Below are 17,261 nucleotides of genomic sequence, written 5' to 3' on the forward strand. Positions count from 1 at the left end.
CCAGTCCGAGCCGACCGGGAGCCGTCATGGGCGTACGCAAGGATCTGAAGCGAGCGAAACAACGCGGTGACCTGGCCGCGCGCACCAGGGTCGAGGTCGTCAGGGACGCGTCCGGCACGGTGCGCGAGGCCCGCACCGCGCCGATGGCGAAGACACTCACCACCGGCAGTACCGCCGACCTGCCCTACACCAACGCGGCCGAGGCCCCGGACGCCGTGATCCTGCGCCGCAAGCTGCACGGCACCTGGCAGCCGGTCACCGCGGCCGCCTTCGCCCGCGAAGTGAGCGCCGTCGCCAAGGGGTTGATCGCGGCCGGCCTCGAACCGGGCGGCCGGGTCGCCGTGATGTCCCGCACCCGCTACGAGTGGACGGTCCTCGACTTCGCCATCTGGGCGGCCGGCGGCCAGACCGTCCCGGTCTACGCCACCTCCTCCGCCGAGCAGGTCGAGTGGATCGTCCGCGACTCCGGCGCCCGCTTCGTCGTCACCGAGACCGCCGACAACACCGCCACGGTGACGACCGGAACCGCCGGCCACCGGACCCCGCCCCGCACCTGGGAGGTGGACGAGGGCGCGCTCACCGAGCTCACCGTCCTCGGCCGGGACGTCCCCGACGAGGAGGTCACCAAGCGCCGTACCGCCCTGACGCCGGACACGATCGCGACGATCTGCTACACCTCCGGCACCACCGGCCGGCCCAAGGGCTGTGTGCTCACCCACGCCAACCTGCACGCCGAGGCCGCCAACACGGTCGAGCTGCTGCACCCCATCTTCAAGGAGGTCACCCGCCAGCAGGCCTCCACCCTCCTCTTCCTCCCGCTCGCCCACATCCTCGGCCGCACCCTGCAGATCGCCTGTCTGATGGCCCGTATCGAGATCGGCCACTGCCCCAGCATCAAGCCCGACGAACTCCGGCCCGCCCTCAAGGAGTTCCGCCCCACCTTCCTGGTCGGCGTGCCGTACCTCTTCGAGAAGATCCACGACACCGGACGCGCCACCGCCGAGAAGATCGGCCGGGGCGCCTCATTCGACCGCGCCGACCGTGTCGGCGTCCGCTTCGCAGCGGCGTACCTCGACAAGTTCCTCGACCGGGGCAAGGGCCCGGGCCCCGCCCTGTACGCCGCCTGGGCCCTGTACGACCTGCTGGTCTACCGCCGCGTCCGCAAGGAACTCGGCGGCCGTATGCGCTACGCCATCAGCGGCGGCTCCCCGCTCGACCGCGACCTCAACCTCTTCTTCTACGCCGCCGGGGTCATCGTCTACGAGGGCTACGGCCTGACCGAGACCAGCGCGGCCGCCACCATCGTGCCCCCGCTCAGGCCCCGCCCGGGCACCGTCGGCCAGCCCGTCCCCGGCACCGCGGTGCGCATCGCCGACGACGGCGAGGTCCTGATCAAGGGCGGCATCGTCTTCGGCGCCTACTGGAACAACCCGGCGGCCACGGACGCCGTGCTCCAGGACGAGTGGTTCGCCACCGGCGACCTCGGCGCGCTCGACGAGGACGGCTATCTCACCATCACCGGCCGCAAGAAGGACATCCTCGTCACCTCCGGCGGCAAGAACGTCTCCCCGGCCGTACTGGAGGACCGGCTGCGCAGCCGCCCGCCGATCGGCCAGTGCGTCGTCGTCGGCGACAACCGACCCTTCGTCGCCGCCCTGATCACCCTCGAACCGGAGGCGGTCGCCCACTGGCTGTCCGTCCGCGGGCTGCCCGCCGACACCCCGATGTCCGAGGTGGTACGCGACCCCCGGATGAGGGCCGACGTACAACGGGCCGTCGACTACGCCAACGAGGCCGTCTCGCGCGCCGAGTCGATCCGCGCCTTCACGCTGGTCGAGGGCGAGTTCAACGAGGAGAACGGCCTGCTCACCCCGTCCCTGAAGGTCAAGCGGCACGCCGTGCGGGCCGCGCACGCGGACGAGATCGAGGCGCTGTACGCCAAGTAGCCGCCCGGGCACACGAAAGCGGGCCGCCGATGTGCTCGGCGGCCCGCTTCGGCGGTGCTGCGGTCAGCTGTTGCTGGCGCCGTTGCCGGACAGGACCGGGATGTTGTCCAGGATGTGCGACAGCGGCTCGTCGCCCTTGGCCTGGGTGGAGTTCTCGGTGCACTGCTGGTTCTGCGGGGCCGAGAGGATCGGGACGTCCTGGAGGGCGGTGGTGACCGACGCGATGGTCTGGGTGTTGACCTTCGAGGGCAGGGCGAGGCAGGGCTTGTTCAGCGAACCCTGCACGAGCGCGAGCTGGGGGCTCATGTCGCCGTGCGTGGCCTGGTTGCCGTACTTCTGGACGGAGCCGTTGCCGTTCACGGTGGTGACCCCGTTGTCGTTGCCGATCGCCAAGGCAGGGGCGGCGGTCGCGGCCGTGGCGCCGACGATGGAGGCGGCGATGGCCGCGCTTGCCCACAGCTTCTTCATGTTTCTTTCCCTTCGGAGAGCGGACTCCGGTGCAGAGTTTCGGAGAGCGGACCCCGTTGTAGAGCCGCGTTTTGACCAACCACCGAGTGGGGGTTTGGTTGCGCCGTTTGCCCCATTCGGCCCAGTGTGGAGGAGAAAGTGTTATGTCGTTACCGACACGCGAGTGAGCTTCCCCGGACGGGCAGGGAGGAGCGCATGTCCGGCGGATCGCTGGGGAGGGGGTTCTGTCCCGCCGGGATCAGCGGCCGGTCCGCACGCAGGTCGGCGAACACCTGGTCGGCCTTCTTCCGGTCCCAGCGCAGTGTCGAGCCGACGCCCTTGATGACCGGGTTGAAGCCGGCGATCGGCACCGTGGTGAACTCGGTGCCCGACAGTGGCACCCGGCTCAGTACGGACGCCAGCTCCACCAGGTCACCGGTCCCGAAGCCCTGGTCGACGGAAGCAGTGCCGAGGATGGTGCGGCCGATGCGCAGCATCGCTTCCGGGTCGGTCAGCACATGCCGGGACACCAGTCCGCGCAACGCCGCGACCAGGAACCGGTGCTGACGTTGAATCCGGCCCAGGTCCGCCGAACCGTCCACATGGCGGGAGCGGACGTACTGCAGGGACTGCCCGCCGCCGAGCCGGTGCCGGCCGGGCGCGAGGTCGAGCTTGGTGGCTGAGTCCTTCAGCCGGCGGTCCGTACAGACCTCGACTCCGCCGACTTCGTCCACGGCGTCCATGAACCGGCGGAAGTCGATCTGCACGAAGTTGTCGATCGGCACCTGCGTCATGTCCTGCACAGTGCGCACGGTGAGCTGGGCGCCGCCCTCGGCATAGGCGTTGTTGAGTTTCGCCGGATGCGCCGGACGCTGTTTTCCGGTGAAGTCGTCGCGCCGGGCGGGAATCTGTACGAGGGAGTCGCGTGGCAGACTGACCACACTCACGTGGTCCCGGCTTTTGGAGAGATGCACGAGCATCATGACGTCCGTGCAGTCGCAGGCGACACCACCCGCGTGGAACTTCCGCTTTTCCTCGGGTGTGATGGTGTCGCGTCCGTCGGTTCCCAGCAGCAGGATGTTCGTTCCGTGGTCGGCTTTCTCGGGAGCCCGGAACGCGGAGTTGCCGAGAAGGGGCAGGGCGGACAGTAGTGCGATTCCCGGAATGAGCAGGCGCCGCAATGAATTCCGGAATCGGAAAGGGTTCTTCGCCATGCGAGGAAGGTAAGCGAACGGGCCGCCGAGAATTCGGCGGCCCGCTGCGTGCGTCGCCCGATCAGCTGTGGCTGGAGCCGTTGCCGGACAGGACCGGGATGTTGTCCAGGATGTGCGACAGCGGCTCGTCGCCCTTGGCCTGGGTGGAGTTTTCGGTGCACTGCTGGTTCTGCGGAGCCGAGAGGATCGGGACGTCCTGGAGGGCGGTGGTGACCGTCGTCAAGGACTGGGTGTTGACCTTCGTGGGCAGGGCGAGGCAGGGCTTGTTCAGCGAACCCTGAATGAGGGCCATCTGCGGGCTCATCTTCCCGTACGTCGCCTGGTTGCCGTAGATCTGCGCGGCACCGTTGCCGTTGGCGGTGCTGACGCCACCATCGTTCCCGATGGCCAGCGCCTGGGGCGCGAAGACCGCCGAGGCTCCGACAACGGAAGCGGCGACCACCGCGGCAGCCATAACCTTCTTGATCACTTGCTGGTCCCTTCTGGAGTAACCCCGTCCACCGGAGCGCCTTGAACAACTCCGCCTGGACCGCATGGTTGCTCCCCTTCACCCCAATGGCCGCAGGTGAACCCCAGCAGGGTGAAGTGGTTACCACTGGCCCCTCACCCGAGGTATGAGGAACTGCGCGGTCGAGTGCAGGTGTGGCGGCCTGCTCCATTAGGGGAGGAGAGCCGGGCGGACCGGGAGTGTGCACTGCCCAGTTGACCTGGGATTTTTCCGGGGACTAGAGCACACTGCTTTTCTTGCGCTTGCGCTGCTCGCTGGGTCAGGGCTTCCTGGGAAAGGAATGTGCGGGAGTAGTAACGTCGCCGACGTTGGTCAATAGGGAGTCATGATGCAGACGTCCATGTCCGAAGCGGTCATCGCTGGTGCCGAGGCAGCGGACCTGGAAGGCCTCCCGGTCCCAGACTATTTCCCGGCTGCCACTGTGCGCGAGGAAGACATCGACGTCTTTCAGTCCATGGAAGACAAGGACGTACGCAAGTCCATTGTCATTGACAAGGTACCCATGCCCGATCTGGCGCCCGATGAGGCGTTGGTTGCCGTCATGGCCAGTTCCATTAACTACAACACTGTGTGGACGGCCATGTTCGAACCGATCCCCACATTCCAGTTCCTCAAGCAGATGGGCAAGGCTGGCGGCTGGGAGAAGCGCCACGACCTGCCTTACCACATCGTCGGCTCTGACGCATCGGGAGTCATCGTCAGGACAGGTTCTTCTGTACGAAAATGGAAGGTGGGTGATCATGTTGTGATTTCCCCCGCCTACGTCGACGAGCAGGACCACGACACCCATCGGGACGGAATGCTCGGAGAGGGACAGAAGGCTTGGGGTTTCGAGACCAATTTTGGAGGACTGGCGCATTATGCAGTGGTGCGGGCCAGTCAGTTGATGCCTAAGCCTGCTGCTCTGACCTGGGAGGAGGCGGCAGTCAATCCGCTATGCGCAAGCACTGCTTACCGAATGTTGGTCAGCGACCGCGGAGCGCAGATGAAGCAAGGAGATGTTGTTCTTGTTTGGGGCGCTACCGGAGGGCTGGGATCCTACGCCATTCAGCTGGTTCTCAACGGCGGCGGGATCCCTGTCGGCGTTGTCAACTCGGCTGAAAAAGCAGAGCTGTTGAAGGCGCTCGGATGCCATGCGGTCATCAACCGAGCCGACCTCGAGGACGGCGATCCCGCGATTCTGCAGCAGCCCGAGGGGTGGAAGAGGATGGGGCGAGCCATCCGCGACATGGTCGGGGAGGACCCGCACATTGTCTTCGAACACGTCGGGAGAAAGACCTTTGCCGCTTCCGTCTTCCTTGCCAGGCGTGGGGGCGCCGTCGTGACCTGTGGGTCGAGCACTGGTTACGATCACCTTTATGACAACAGATACCTTTGGATGCGCCTGAAGAGGATCATCGGGAGTCACGGCGCAAACCTCCACGAGCAGTGGGAAGTCAATAGACTCATCGCGTTGGGGCATGTGGTTCCAGCCCTTTCCGCAACATACACCTTGGATGAAGTCGGGGTTGCGGCCCGCAGTGTTCAAACCAATCAGCACATCGGCAAGGTAGGCGTGTTGTGTCTCGCCCCTCACCCCGGCTTGGGTGTTACCGATCCAAACGCCCGTGAGAAGATCGGCGAGCACCGTCTCAGGATGTTCCGTAGGTAAGTCCGAATCGACTTTGAGCGGGCCCGACCGGAAAGGGAGACAGTCGGGCCCGCTCTGCAACTCCACACGAGGAGCCGGTCTAATGAAACTCCGGCCGGACCGGTCCATTTGCATGGAGTCAGACATTGATTAGCACGATTAACCGGTAAGCTACATATCTCTTCAGGGAGCCCGCTGCGTCCGCCATATACCCGCGTGTAACGCTGCAAGTGTACCCGCAAATCCTGAACCGTTGAACACGCTACGCACCGAACACCATGTGCGTTTCGCGGTGCGGGGATTCGCATCGTGATAGGTCACGCAAACCGGCGCTCACGCGAGTTCGTGGGACCTGCTGCGCTCAACGGCCCTCACCGCCTGGAACCTCGCGAGCATAAACCCGGGCATCACGCGACGTTGCCGATGCCCGGGCTGCCTGCTGTCACCCACAACGGTGATCCCCGAAGCGCCAGGGTTCGCCACCCTTCCCCCGGCCTTCCGGCAACCATCAGCATGATCACCGTTTGACCTGCAGATACGTACTCAGTGCACAGCCATGGGTATGGCGCGTCCCCGACGAGGCCTTTCAGGAGATCACATGTGGAACTCAGCATGGATGCGCAGTGTGGAGTGGCTTGCCGCGGCCTCCTCCGACCCCCGAGCGTGCAAACGGCAGTGGGACTCCGGAATGGGCATCACCCTGCTGGAAGCCGGGCGCTACTGGACCGTTCTCAGTGTCCCCGAAAGCCTCGGGCTGCTCGCTCTCAACGTCCTGTGGGAGGACCCGCTGCACACTCCCGGCCCCGTCCTCAGGCACAGAAGAGCTCGAAGGGTGGGCTTCTTCCTGCCTCCCGGCCGGGCCGGCCAGTGGATCGGCGTCGGAGTGCGCCACGTCGGCAAGGGATGCTGGGTTGCGGTCCCGCCCCCTTACCGTGACACCGGACATCTGGAGTGGGTCATTCCACCGAATGGAACTGGCACTTTGCACTCCCCGGACCTGCTGGAAAGAGCCCTGCAGGCTGCGACGCTTGCCTGGTCGCCATCCACGACCAGGTAGTCGGCGTTGCCCGGTGCGGCTGGTCAGCTGGACCTCGGCAACCTGCGAGCCAGCCGGCGGAGCCAGCGGGGGCGGCCGGGGGTGACCGGTTGGGCGGCGGCGGACCCGGGGCGAGGCGCGGGGATGTGACCACATGCTCGGGCGGTGCGCGTCGTTCCTCGACCAACCTACGGCAGACAACTCGCCCTGAAGTGGGCAGCCAACCAGGGGAACCGTCGATGCCGACCACCAGGCGCGGCCATGCGTGGCCGGTGAGCTCGGCGCTACCGATCTCCGGCGTGGCCGGTCATCGGCTGGATTCGGGATCAGTCGGTCAACGCGGGTTTGAAGACGCCGGTCTCGGCTCGGCGTTCGAAAATGTCGTACGCCGCTCGGCGTACGGGTCGTTGAGGTGCATGCCGACACAGATAAGGTCGGCCCCCCCGGCGTCTGTTGATGTTGTGTTCGGAGTATGTGCTCCTCCGTTCGGCGGCGCGCCGCTGGCGCCGGGGCTGCGCCGCTTGCAGGGTTGTGGTGTGGGCTCATCCGGTCCTTGCCCCGTCGCCGCCTGGGCCGGAGGCTCCCTCCTCGGTGCCGCCGTTGTCGGCGAAGCGGCGGCGGCACCGTTTGGGTCCTGTCTGGGTGACCACGTCAGGCAGCCAGCGCTGGCGGCGGCCACCCTCACGCGTGCGATGAGGATGGGGACCCACTCGACGCGCGCCTGGGGCAGGTCGCATGGGGGGGGTGGTGGACAGCTGTCCGCTCGCGTGAGCCCTTTCGCGGCAGTGTCACCTGACGGAGGCCTGAGGCCCGCTGTTCGACGGCACTCCACCAACGGGTGCCTCCGTCGGCTGCAGTCGGTGTCGGCGCAATGGACGCCGGGGTGGCCTGGTCAGGGTGATCTGGCGTACCAACTGCTGGAAACAGGTCAAGGACGCGAAGGTCGGCATCGCTGCCGTCGCTCTGCCCATGAGGTCGTTTGGGGCCTGGGCGATACACAAGGCCATGGCGATGGAGGAGAACACCAAGACCACGCACCAGGAGTGCAAGGACCGGCTCCGGTGCAGAGCGTGGCGCAGGATGGACAGCGACGCCACCAGCCAGGGGCCGAAGATCAGGAGAGGCCACCAGGACACGACGCTGCTTGCGGTGGGGCCTGCGGCGATGAACAGTAGCGGGTCGTAAGCAATCACCCCACCGAACACGCTGACCGCCGCCGCGATGACGGCCACCAGTGCGCCAATGCAGTAACTGAGGGTGAGGAGCCTGTCTTTGTGTCGTGCCCGCGTCTTGCGATGGCCCGGGGGTGCGGCCTTGACAGGTGGCAACTCTGCGGTGAGTTGCACCAGGTTTTCCCGATGGGACCTCGCATCCGCAGGTTCCCCGCCGTGTGCGGCCGGAATTCTGGTCTGCTCCGCCTCGACAGCATCACGCAGTATAAATGCCAGCTCTTCTGCAGGATCCCAGCCTGACTCCGGTGGCGTCAAAGGAGGGTAGAGAATTCCAACTGGATTCTGATATTCGTTGGCGTCCTTATAGCCGTACAAAAATTCGGCGGAGAAATCGGAATAGGGGGTTGGTCCTTCTTCGTGCATGGCGTGGTTGCCCGTCTTTTCGTGTAGACACTCAGGCTTCCAACTCCATCCAGCGTCTTGAAAGACCTTCTTCCAGAACACTCAAAGCATGCACGAAATCATGCAGGTCCTCATCGGTCACATCAAGCCTGATGGACAGTCCCCCCTTTGCGAGAACCCCGTTCGCCTTTTCGTCGCTGGTGGGTTTCGGAATGTAAGTGAAGGAGCCCAGCCGTGTGACACGGACATCTTTCGGGCGAGTCCGCTTCGGGAGAGGGCCGATGGTCTGGTTCTCGATTGCCTTCGTCATGTAGCGACTAACGGCCTCCCTCGTTGGCGGATGCGCCGCGAACGGGTGAATGATTAGCCAGACAAACATGTTGTGCAGGTATCGGGCAGACCTACACGCCATCGTATGAGGCGGGGAATGTTGATCAACCACAACACCTACTTACTGCTTTATGAGCATCTCGGCCTATTGTGCTTTTTACGGTAACCCCGCCCGAAACGGCGAAGGGTGTGGCTCGTTTCGACACGGTGCTGTGTCGGCTTCGTCGCCCGAAATGTCAGGGCCGGCGTGCGGGCTGGGCGACCAGCGGCGTGATCCGTTCCGTGGCGGGGGATGACGTGCCACGCACTACGTCCGGAGAAGGATGAGACCCGTCCGGGCACAGGGGGGCTGCCGCCCGGACGGGTCATTGCCTTCGCTGTGCGAAGGCCGGAGAGGGTCAGATGCCGGGGCCGGCGACGTAGGTGAACGCGTCGGCCGCGGTGGCGGACCCTGCGGGGTTGGTGACGACCACGTCGACCGCCCCAGCGGCGCCGGGCGGGGTGACCGCGGACAGCGTGGTCGTGTTGATCATCGAGAACGGCGCCGGGGTGCCGCCGAAGGTGACCGAGTCGGTGCTGTCGAGGTTGGTGCCGGTGATGGTCACCGCCGTACCACCCGACGTGGGACCCGAAGTCGGGCTGAGCGTGCCGATCGTGGGGTCGTCGATGTATGTGTAGGTCAGGCCGTTGTTGGTGCCCCCGGCGGTGGTCACACTGACCGCGACCGGCCCGGCCGCCGCCCCTGCCGGCACCGTGACGCTGAGCGAGCTGTCGGAGTTCACCGTGGGCGTGGCGGTCACGCCGCCGAAGGACACGCTCGTGGCCGTGGACAGGCCGGTGCCATTGATGGTGATGCTGTTGCCTCCGGCCAGCGCCCCGGAGGTTGTACCGAGGGAGGACTTGAACGGGGCGCCCACATAGAAGAACGACACCGGGTTGCTGGTCCCGCCCGGGGTGGTCACGGTCACCCCGACCGTGCCGGTCCCCGAGGGGGCAACAGCGGTGACCTGGGTCGGCGAGACGTTGGTGACGCTTGTGGCCCGCTTGCTGCCGAAGGTCACCGCGCTGGTGTTGGACAGGTTTGTGCCGGTGATGGTCACCAGGGTTCCGCCACCGGTGGAACCCTGATTCGGAGAAATGGGCATGAGGACACTCCTCGCTGATCGATGGGGACATGCGAGGAACCGGCATGGGGACCGGACCACCGGGGCGCAGCATCGCGGAGCCGAGCCGCAGGCGACAGGCACCTGCTCTCTTCCGACGCCTTCAGGCGCCGTCAGTGCCGGGCCCAGAGTGAAGGAAGAGCCGCCGCCGCGGCATGGCGGTAAGCACAGCAGCTTGCGTCATCTCCCTGGGCAAGGAGAAGACCGGCAAGGGCTGCCTGTCTCAACGTTCACCCCGGCACGGGATGGGCAGCCCGCCGGTTCACACTCTCAGTGACCCACAGCCCCAAATGGGTGACAAGGGGTCACACCACACATCACCCGAATGGAGTACATCTCATGCGTTTGCCGGCCGCAGCGAGTCCGGACTGATCGGTTCTGTTTGGGCTGGCCAACTGCCCTGCCCCGATGAGGGGTTGGCACCACAGGAACGAGTTCGTTTGGTCGCTGACGTTGGACAGTTGGCAGGTGGGCGACTCGGCGGCCTTCCTTCTGGATGCGGGTGGCCGCAGACCTCGCGGCGGAACCAGGGCGGACAGCTGCGGGGCTTCACGGCTTGCGAAGGCTGATGAGCGGTCAATTGGCCAGTACCCCGAATCCGCGGATCCAGGGCATAATCCCCGCTGCGTTTGGCCGACTGGGGTGAGGCCGGTCGCAGGGCAGGCGCGCAAGCCGGTGGTACACAGGCGCCCGCAATGAACATGCTCAAGCATCCTTTGTGTTGTGTCGCCCCCTTGCGAGAGGCGGTTCCCTGTGGGGTACTTGAAACAGCGAACCGGCGGGCCGCCCATCCCCTGACCGGAGATCACGTCAAGGGCGGCATGTGCCGGTTCTTTTCTGTGCACCGACGGCTGAACTCCGCCACCCCGGCTGCACAGTTCGGATGCCGACCCCCTCCGTGGGTCTTCCACGCAGGACCTCCGTGGTCCCTGGGGATGCGATGCGTCTGGCCTTGCACAGGGATCCGCTGAACTCACGAATGATCACCTCGAGGCCTGCAGAAAGGCAGGGCATCGTCATGCCACCCACGATCAGCGCCATCAGTCCCTCGCAGGGGCCAACCACCGGGAGCACCACGGTCACCCTCACCGGCACTGGGATGACGGGGTCCACCGCCGTACGGTTCGGCAGCACTAATGCCACCTCCTTCACCGTCAACTCGGCCACCCAGATCACCGCCGTGAGCCCTCCCCACGCCGCGGGAGCGACGGCGGTGACCGTCGTGAATCCAACCGGCACCAGCAACTCCGTGACGTTCACCTACGTGGCGGCGGCGACACCGGTGGTCACGGGCTTGACCCCGAGCAACGGCCCGACGTCGGGTGGCACCAGTGTCACCCTCGCAGGAACCGGGTTCACCGGGGCCACCACGGTCACTTTCGCTGGGGTCCCGGCGACATCGTTCACCGTGAACTCGGCCAGCCAGATCACTGCCGTGACGCCTGCCGGAAGCGCCGGGGCCGCCGTCGTTACCGTCACGACACCGGGGGGCACCAGCGCCCCGGATGCCTTCTTCTTCTACGCGGCGCCTCCCGTCCTGAGCAGTGCCGAACCCGCCCGGGGCCCGACGGCCGGAGGAGTGACCGTCACATTGACCGGGAGCAATCTGCTCAACGCCGGCACCGTGCGGTTCGACAACACCAACGCCGCCTCCTTCACCGTGGTGTCGGCGACGCAGATCACGGCCATCGCCCCGCCGGGCACGGGCAGTTCACCGATCACGGTGATCACCCCGGGGGGCGCAAGCAACCCGGTCGCCTTCTCCTACATCCCCAGCCCCGCCCTGACAGCTCTGGTGCCCTATAGCGGTCCGACGTCCGCGGGCACCGTAGTCACCCTCACCGGGACGAACCTGGCCACCACCTCAGCCGTCGTCTTCGGGGCTGTGACCGTCCCGTTCACCGTCGTGTCGAACACGCAGGTCACGGCGATCGCACCCGCAGGACCGGCAGGTCCAGTCACCGTGACCGTCACCACAGCGGGCGGTACCGCCCCCGGGCTGACCTACACCCGCAACGCCCCGCCTGGCATCTGACATCCATAGACCCCGCGCAGGAGCCGTCGCCCGCACCTCGTACGTACGGCACCATGACCGCTCCCATGGCCTGTACGACGACCGGTTCATACGGATGATCCAATCAGGTTACTTGCGGGCGCTCCTTCCCGGACGGCAACAGAGATCCTCCTAGCGTCAGGCTTGCACGGCATCCGCAGTCCGCGGATCCGGCGAGTACAAGGAGCCGAACCAGTGAGGATCACCCCACGTAGAGGGCGACTGGTCGTCGCCACAGCTCTGGCCGCCGTGCTTGGCCTGGCATCGCCTGCCTGGGCCGTGGCCTCGAGCACCACGGTGACGGCCATTCCGGCATCCGCCGTGGTGGGTTCTCCAGTGCTGCTGACGGCCACGGTCGACTGTACCGCCGACCCCAGCGGCGGGCTCGGCGTGACGTTCTTCGACGGCCCCACCCTGCTCGACACCGTGCCCGTCAGTGTGGACGGCCAGGCCAGCTATACCACCACGTTCACCACCACTGGCTCGCACGACATCACCGCCGCCTACAACGGCAACGCGGAGTGTGACGCCTCCAGCAGCACCACGACCGTCCAGGTCACGCCGCTGGCACCAGGCCCCACTCCCGGCGGGTGTTTCCTCCTGTGCAACGGACTGATCAACTTCTCCGTGAGCAACTCCAACAACACCGTGGGCATCGACAAGTCCACGATCACAAAGCAGAGATCTGCACGGTCCTCGGCTCCGTCCGGGTCCGTCAAATCAGCGGCCCTGGCTCACCGCCGGTGACACCGGGCAGAGCCATGTCGACGCGCCTCTGGGCATCCTGCTGGTTCGGGTAGTGCCCACGACTGTCACCGCTCGCCGGATGCCCGCGGTCACGGTGGTTCCAGCGTCTCGGGCAGGGTGGACGGTGCGTTGACCAGTCCGGCGGAGCTGGCCCCCCAGTGAAGGCAGGGCGGCAGCCGAGACGACGGTCTGCACGCTTCGGCTGCTCGCGCATCGCATCGCGTCTGGGGCTTCGGCAGGAGGTCACCGAACTCCCAAGGCCAGTTGCCGCGGTGTGCGCGTCAGCGCGCCCAGCGCACGGGGGGTTGTCCCGGATGGCCCGGGCCGTGCCACGCCGTGCTGATCGCCGTCGGCGACAACTCTTGCAAATCATCGCGTCCTCTTGTCCACGCACAGCATCAGTGCGTGCTCCGGCGAGATGAGATACAGGCCGACCACGTCACAGGTGCTCTCGATGAACTGCGGAGCCTTGAACAGCTTGAAGGTGTCCACCAGGCGGCTTGAGGCTGTAGGTCCGCCGGAATCGAATGATGGCCGACGGGGACAGCCCGACGTCCTTGGACATGGACCGCGTCGACCAGCGCTTGGTCCTCCACTCAGTCCCGGACGAACCAGGCCCGCCGCCGACTCACCGCGTGCGCCTCAATGCCCAGCCGGGCTGCAACGTCTTTGTTCGGTGCACCCAGTGCGCCTTTCCAGCACGATCCGGCACCGCAGAGCCAGCGCATGGGAAGACGTCCGGCGTCCCGCCCAACGCGCTGGCTAGGGCGTGCACTTGATGGGGCGAAGGGCCCACACGGCCACGGGTGCTCCGGTTGCCACGAGTGCTGCTGCCACACAGAGACCGAGCTGGTAGCCCGTCAGGAATGCCTGCCCTTGTGTGGCTCCCTGAGCCACGGACGCATAATCTCCAACGGTCACTACTGCACCTACCAAGACGATACCGAGCACCCCAGACAGTTCGCGGGTAGCGCTGAACAGGCCGGCGGCGAACCCGGATAGGTGGACGGGTGAAGATTCCAGGGCGCGCGTTGTCAGAGGAAGAGCCAAGGCCGAGCCCGCTCCTACCGCCGCCAGGCCGGGCATGAGGCCGAGGAGCTTGCCCTGAAGACTGCCGAGGGCGATCAGCAGCAGTCCCGCGGCAACTGACATCAGACCTGTAGCGGCGACATGACCATCTCCCCACCGCTTGGCCATGACGGAAACGAATGGTGCCGTGAGGAAGAGAGCCGAAACCACCGGAGTGAATGTGAGCCCAGCTTCTGTCGGGCTGAGGTGTAGGGCACTCTGCAGGAACTGGGACGTATAAAAGTACACACCGGTCACTCCCAGGCCCCACAGGAGTTGGGTGATGAGGCCGCCCGCAAAGGGTCGGGCTCGAAGAAGTTGCCCCACCGCGGGGCTACTGCTGCGCCTGCTGCGCTTCTTGCACACCAGCACGATCGCACCGCTGACGGCGGCGATCCCAGAGACGATCACGGACGGCTCACCGAGCCCCGTGGAAGGCGCCTGGATCAGGCAGTAGACGAAGGAGGCGATGGACAGGCACGCCAGCGCGATATGACGATGCAACCCTTCGGCTACACCATGTGTGCCCTGCTGTGGACGAGAAGGGCCGCTGGGCAGGGCGAGGGCACCGACAACGAAGCTGGCTACGCCAAGCGGGACGTTCATGACGAACAGCCACTCCCATCCAAGGTGCTGCGTGACGACGCCGGAGATCACAGGCCCGAAGGCCAAAGCAGAGGCCATCGCGGCAGTCGTTGCGCCAAAGCCCGCAGTCCGTACCCGGCTCGGGAGATCGTGCGACATCATGGCAAGCGACGCAGGCAAGATGAAGGCGGCACCGCCGCCCTGGACACCGCGGAGGCAGGCCAGCACCACTCCCGTGGTCGACAAAGCGCAGCAGGCCGACGACACAGTGAATACGGCGACACCTGTCAGCAGGGACCATCGTCGACCCTTTCCGTCCGTCAGGCGCCCGGCAAACAGCAAGAAGCTGGCAAGGGCGAGAGGGTATGCGGTCGCCACCCACTTCACATCAGTGTCTGTCAGGCCGAGTTCAGTGCGCATCTGTGGGATGGCGAGATTCACTACGGTGTTGTCCAGGGCCGTCAAGAAGGTCGAGAGAACGACAGCTGTGACGATGCTTAGTACACGTAGTCGACCCATGATTCCCTATCTGTCATGATGCTCCTGACATTTGTTTCGGCAACCATCCGTCGTCACAGTCAACTACTGGCCTTTCTGGTGTGCCTCGTTGCGGTGAGGCCGGTTTAGCTGAGACATCCATCAACGAGATTGCCCCGGTACTGGATATTGCGCAGGCCCCGGCCGATGGGCGCATCGGGCGGTCGGAGGGTGTCGAGGCGCTTTTGCATCCGGGCGTCTTTGCGCCACGTTCAGGTTGTCCCACAGGGGCACGATCGGCGCGGCGAGCTGCTCTCAGCAGGTCGTGGTCATGGGGCCGGGAGAAACCGCCGTCGTCTTCGAAGCGCAGCCCTCCGGAGCGCCACCGCGCTAGTTCATCCGACTGGCCTACCGGCACGACCTCAGTGTTGCGGGCCCCGAGCCTTCACGCCCGCCGAGGCCAGCAATTCGGAACAACAGACCCGGCACCTGGGGGCGTTGGCAAAGGCGCGCTCTCAAAACCCGCTGGCCGATGTACGGGCCGTCCGCCGTCCAGGTGGCGGCGTGTCATGTGGAGAAGGGGTCGGTATCGTGTTTCACTCTTTGTGCTGCTTTGCACTCATAATAAGGCAACCGTAGCGTGTGATATCCCGTTCGGCTGTGCCCGACTGATCCCGAAGCTCTTTGCCATGCTGAAACGAAGGTCGGTGAGTCAGTGCCATCGTCGGTGACAGAGACACTCAGCCATCAGCTCGCCCACACGGCCGCGTGCACCCCGGAGGAAACGGCTTTCACGTTCGTCGACCACAGCACTGATAGTCGGGGAACCGTCACATCGCTGACGTGGAAGCAACTGGATACCCGGGTACGCGTCACAGCCTCAGGCCTGCGACACATGGGTGCCGCCGGTGAGAGAGTCGCGATCGTCGCGCCGCAGTCCCTCGAATACATCGTCGGCTTTCTGGGTGCCATCTGCGCGGGAGCGATCGCCGTCCCGTTGTTCACTCCGTTCCTTCCGGGCCACAAGGACAAACTTGCGGCCGTCCTTCAGGACGCGGCCCCCGTCCTGATGTTGACCGTGGAGGACCACCGTCAGCCCCTCATGGATTTCTGCGCCGCCCAAGGCATGGTGTCCCGCTGCGGCGTCGTCACCGAAGCGGACGTGCAGGAGGTCGCGAAGCAGCCTCCTGTCGAGGATCGAGACCCCCAACCCGGTGATGTGGCCTACCTGCAGTACACCTCCGGCTCCACCCGGATTCCATCGGGAGTGGAGATCACACATTCCAACGTGTGCATCAACGCTCGGCAGGCGCTCGATGCTTACGACATCCGCCGAGGGCGCAACTGTACTGTGGGATGGCTGCCGCTTTACCATGACATGGGTCTCGTGCTTGCGGTCGCCTTGCCCATCATGGGGCATATCCCTTCGGTTCTCATGGATCCCTTGGCGTTCATCCAACAGCCCGGCCGTTGGTTGAGTCTGCTCTCTCAGCACAAAGGGGCCATCACCGCGGCACCCAACTTCGCCTATGACTATTGTGTCGAACGGGTGACTGCCGAGGAACGGGCCGATCTGACGCTCGGCTCCGTTGCAGCCATGGTCAACGGAAGCGAGCCCATCGCGCCGCGAACCCTGGATCGCTTCCAGGCGGCCTTCTCGGCGGTCGGCATGAAGCGCACGACCATGCGCCCCTCCTACGGGCTTGCCGAAGCCACGGTCTTCGTTTCTGCTTCTCCCGTTGGCGAAGAGCCGACGGTCACCGCCTTCGACAGGCAGTCCCTGCGGGAGGGGGTTGCCCGCGTCGTCGAGGACAGCGACGAGGAGGCGGTCGTCGAACTCGTCGCATGCGGCCGGCCGACCGGCCAGGAGATCGCCATCGTGGACCCCTCGACGCACAAGCGGCGAGAAGACGGGCAGGTCGGGGAGATCTGGCTTCGTGGACCGAACATCGGACGCGGTTACTGGGGCTGCGCCGAAAGCAGTGAGGCCGCCTTCCGCGCAGTTCTAGAGGGAAGTGAGCCCTGGCTTCGTACCGGAGACCTCGGAGTGTGGCACGACAAGCAACTCTACGTGACTGGTCGCCTCAAGGATCTGGTGATTGTCGACGGCACCAACCACTATCCGCACGACATCGAAGACACGGTACAAAAGGCACACCCGGTGATCCGGCCTCACCACATCGCCGCGTTCGCGGTGACCACTGCCGGTGGAGAACGCCTGGTCGTCGTCGCTGAGCATGGCCGGGATCTTACGGATGCCAACTCCGTTCTCGAGGAGGTCACGCGCACCGTCCGGGCGGCAGTCGCCTCCGAGCATGGACTTGCCGTCCACGACTTCCTTCTCGTGCAACCCGGGGCAGTTCCCCACACCACCAGCGGCAAGGTCGCCCGCAGCGCATGCCGTGACCTGTACCTGGCCGGTACCTGGGCGGCACCCACCGGCGACTAGGCGCGCGGGCGGGCCCTACACGACGGAGCACCCG

Annotated in this window: 13 protein-coding genes; 5 read left to right on the top strand and 8 right to left on the bottom strand. The window is 65.7% G+C overall.

The features are described from left to right. Positions 1-26 precede the first annotated feature (26 nt). The gene (locus ACWCQ1_RS01705; protein ID WP_451025609.1) at positions 27-1,946 is read left to right on the top strand and encodes an AMP-dependent synthetase/ligase; all 1,920 of its coding nucleotides are present in this window, start codon (positions 27-29) and stop codon (positions 1,944-1,946) included. A 63-nt stretch (positions 1,947-2,009) separates the two neighbouring features. On the opposite strand, the gene ACWCQ1_RS01710 is transcribed toward ACWCQ1_RS01705, so the two are convergent. The 3 genes from ACWCQ1_RS01710 to ACWCQ1_RS01720 all read right to left on the bottom strand — a co-directional run bounded on the left by ACWCQ1_RS01710 (position 2,010) and on the right by ACWCQ1_RS01720 (position 4,076). Then, positions 2,010-2,414: a rodlin gene (locus tag ACWCQ1_RS01710; protein WP_451025610.1), complete on the bottom strand. Its 405-nt coding sequence runs from the start codon at positions 2,412-2,414 to the stop codon at positions 2,010-2,012. Positions 2,415-2,563: 149 nt separating this feature from the next. After that, complete coding sequence (locus ACWCQ1_RS01715) at positions 2,564-3,607, bottom strand: LCP family protein (protein ID WP_133040870.1); 1,044 nt, start codon at positions 3,605-3,607, stop codon at positions 2,564-2,566. 61 nt (positions 3,608-3,668) lie between these two features. Beyond that, positions 3,669-4,076 (bottom strand): rodlin, encoded by a 408-nt coding sequence (locus ACWCQ1_RS01720; RefSeq protein WP_133040871.1) that lies wholly within the window; start codon positions 4,074-4,076, stop codon positions 3,669-3,671. Positions 4,077-4,440: 364 nt separating this feature from the next. On the opposite strand from ACWCQ1_RS01720, the gene ccrA reads away from it, so the two are divergent. Next, a complete protein-coding gene (gene ccrA, locus ACWCQ1_RS01725; protein WP_451025611.1) occupies positions 4,441-5,766 on the top strand; it encodes a crotonyl-CoA carboxylase/reductase in 1,326 nt (441 codons plus the stop codon). Between the two features lie 1,803 nt (positions 5,767-7,569). Here the strand turns inward: ccrA and ACWCQ1_RS01730 are convergent. The 3 genes from ACWCQ1_RS01730 to ACWCQ1_RS01740 all read right to left on the bottom strand — a co-directional run bounded on the left by ACWCQ1_RS01730 (position 7,570) and on the right by ACWCQ1_RS01740 (position 9,830). Further along, positions 7,570-8,457 (bottom strand): DUF2637 domain-containing protein, encoded by an 888-nt coding sequence (locus tag ACWCQ1_RS01730; RefSeq protein WP_451025612.1) that lies wholly within the window; start codon positions 8,455-8,457, stop codon positions 7,570-7,572. After that, the gene (locus ACWCQ1_RS01735) at positions 8,408-8,665 is read right to left on the bottom strand and encodes a hypothetical protein (RefSeq protein ID WP_451025613.1); all 258 of its coding nucleotides are present in this window, start codon (positions 8,663-8,665) and stop codon (positions 8,408-8,410) included. The genes ACWCQ1_RS01730 and ACWCQ1_RS01735 overlap by 50 nt, the downstream gene beginning before the upstream one ends. A gap of 418 nt (positions 8,666-9,083) precedes the next feature. Beyond that, the gene (locus tag ACWCQ1_RS01740; protein WP_451025614.1) at positions 9,084-9,830 is read right to left on the bottom strand and encodes an IPT/TIG domain-containing protein; all 747 of its coding nucleotides are present in this window, start codon (positions 9,828-9,830) and stop codon (positions 9,084-9,086) included. Between the two features lie 1,036 nt (positions 9,831-10,866). On the opposite strand from ACWCQ1_RS01740, the gene ACWCQ1_RS01745 reads away from it, so the two are divergent. Both ACWCQ1_RS01745 and ACWCQ1_RS01750 read left to right on the top strand, forming a co-directional pair. Next, positions 10,867-11,883, top strand: coding sequence for an IPT/TIG domain-containing protein (locus ACWCQ1_RS01745; protein WP_451025615.1), 1,017 nt, complete (start codon positions 10,867-10,869; stop codon positions 11,881-11,883). A gap of 213 nt (positions 11,884-12,096) precedes the next feature. After that, positions 12,097-12,648, top strand: a complete 552-nt coding sequence (locus tag ACWCQ1_RS01750) for an Ig-like domain-containing protein (RefSeq protein WP_451025616.1) — start codon at positions 12,097-12,099, stop codon at positions 12,646-12,648. Between the two features lie 369 nt (positions 12,649-13,017). Here the strand turns inward: ACWCQ1_RS01750 and ACWCQ1_RS01755 are convergent, their stop codons facing one another. Both ACWCQ1_RS01755 and ACWCQ1_RS01760 read right to left on the bottom strand, forming a co-directional pair. After that, entirely contained in the window at positions 13,018-13,140 is a 123-nt protein-coding gene (locus ACWCQ1_RS01755; protein ID WP_451025617.1) for a hypothetical protein, read from the bottom strand. Between the two features lie 270 nt (positions 13,141-13,410). Next, the gene (locus ACWCQ1_RS01760) at positions 13,411-14,820 is read right to left on the bottom strand and encodes an MFS transporter (protein ID WP_358593731.1); all 1,410 of its coding nucleotides are present in this window, start codon (positions 14,818-14,820) and stop codon (positions 13,411-13,413) included. 685 nt (positions 14,821-15,505) lie between these two features. Between ACWCQ1_RS01760 and ACWCQ1_RS01765 the strand changes: the two genes are divergently transcribed. After that, positions 15,506-17,227, top strand: coding sequence for a fatty acyl-AMP ligase (locus ACWCQ1_RS01765; RefSeq protein WP_451025618.1), 1,722 nt, complete (start codon positions 15,506-15,508; stop codon positions 17,225-17,227). Positions 17,228-17,261: the final 34 nt, after the last annotated feature.

It is taken from the genome of Streptomyces sp. NPDC002144 (assembly GCF_053593695.1).